At 48.1% G+C, this 293-nt stretch carries 1 protein-coding gene; it reads left to right on the top strand.

From position 1 onward, the window contains the following. Positions 1–293: Hpt domain-containing protein (locus AVJ23_RS22525; RefSeq protein ID WP_157772779.1), on the top strand; the 293-nt coding region annotated here is incomplete at both ends.

Here is a 293-nt window from a genome sequence, read left to right as displayed (position 1 = left end):
GGAAAAGCCTGCCGTCGAGAAGGTTGCGAAACCGCAGCAGGTTGAAAATATCGACCTACAGCAAGGCCTGCGCCTCGCCGGCGGCTCAGAAAAGCTGTATCACTCTGTTTTGAACCAGTTCATCACTCGCTATAAAGACTTTGCCGATAACTTTGAAGCACTCCTTAAAGAGGAAGACTATCCAGAATTAATGCGTCTGGTTCACTCTTTAAAAGGTGTCAGTGCAACCATTGGCGCCAACCAGGTCTCTGAAAACAGTGCATCGCTGGAAAACTTCCTAAAACAACACTCCG

The sequence above is a fragment of the Pseudoponticoccus marisrubri genome, assembly GCF_001482405.1.
GTDB classification, from domain to species: Bacteria; Pseudomonadota; Alphaproteobacteria; order Rhodobacterales; family Rhodobacteraceae; genus Pseudoponticoccus; species Pseudoponticoccus marisrubri.
The sequence above is the reverse complement of the archived record's forward strand: the minus strand, read 5'-3'. Positions and strand labels throughout refer to the sequence as shown.